The 1,010-nt window shown below is 41.5% G+C and carries 2 protein-coding genes; both read left to right on the top strand.

The features are described 5' to 3' along the window. The first annotated feature begins 178 nt into the window (after positions 1-178). Positions 179-388: a hypothetical protein gene (locus tag QV04_RS11975; RefSeq protein WP_082990978.1), complete on the top strand. Its 210-nt coding sequence runs from the start codon at positions 179-181 to the stop codon at positions 386-388. A 355-nt stretch (positions 389-743) separates the two neighbouring features. Further along, positions 744-1,010 (top strand): DDE-type integrase/transposase/recombinase (locus tag QV04_RS11810; RefSeq protein ID WP_156548359.1); only part of this gene is annotated, 267 nt, incomplete at its 3' end.

Genomic DNA, 1,010 nt, shown 5'->3' with positions numbered 1-1,010 from the left:
TTTTTTTCGCTTTAATGGGAGTGAGCCACTAAATTAGCAGTCCTCAATAGGTGGTAAACTATCACAAAAAGAGGACACTAAAATGAGAAGAACATTTAGCCCAAATTACAAAGTCACCGCAGTAAAATGAGTCACTGAGCAAGGTTATTCCGTTGCCAAAGCCTGTTTAGAATTAGGGATAGGCGAAACGGCCTTACGGCGTTGGATAAAACAACTCCAAGCAGAAGAACAAGGCTATGTATTACCAGGAACGAAGCCACTGTCGCCAGAGCAACAACGGATAAGAGAGCTTGAACAACGTATTAAAATTCTTGAAGAGGATAAAGAAATCCTAAAAAAGGCTACAGCGATTTTCATGTCACTCAAGCGCAACGCTACCAAGCGGTAAAGGCATTAAAATCGTATGGAATAAAACGGGTTTGTGCGTTATTTGCGCTTTCAGAACGGACGTATTATGCGCAGAGAAAGCGCCAAGCTAAGCGCAATAAACATTTAGGTTTGGCGGTAGAGATAAAGGTGTTATTTGATGAAAGTCGAGGTTCAGCAGGAAAGTGAACTTTAAAGGCGAGACTTAAAAGTAAGGGGCTTGAGGTAGGATTAGCCTTAATTCGAAACCTGATGAAACAACAGGGATTAGTCAGTAAACAGCCACGAAAGCGTTGGCGTCCAGGCACCTCAGAGAAAGCGTCGACATTGTTTAATAATGTATTAAATCGGCAATTTAGCCCCCTTCAGAGACAACGGTGTTATGTGGTGATACCACCTATGTGAAGGTACTGGGGGAATGGTATTATTTAGTGATAGTAATGAATTTAGCACAACGTCAAGTCGTGGGTTGGCGATTGCAGAAACAGCATGATGCAACGTTAGTTGTTGATGCATTAAATCATGCGATGCTGACAACGAAAAGAACAGAGAAGATGTTGTTTCATTCAGACCAAGGCAGTATTTATGGAAGTGAGGCGTTTATCCAATGTGTCAAACAACATGGTTTGATACAAAGTATGAGT

Source organism: Gallibacterium genomosp. 1 (assembly GCF_001678575.1).
GTDB lineage: Bacteria > Pseudomonadota > Gammaproteobacteria > Enterobacterales > Pasteurellaceae > Gallibacterium.
This window is presented reverse-complemented; position numbering and strand designations above follow the sequence as displayed.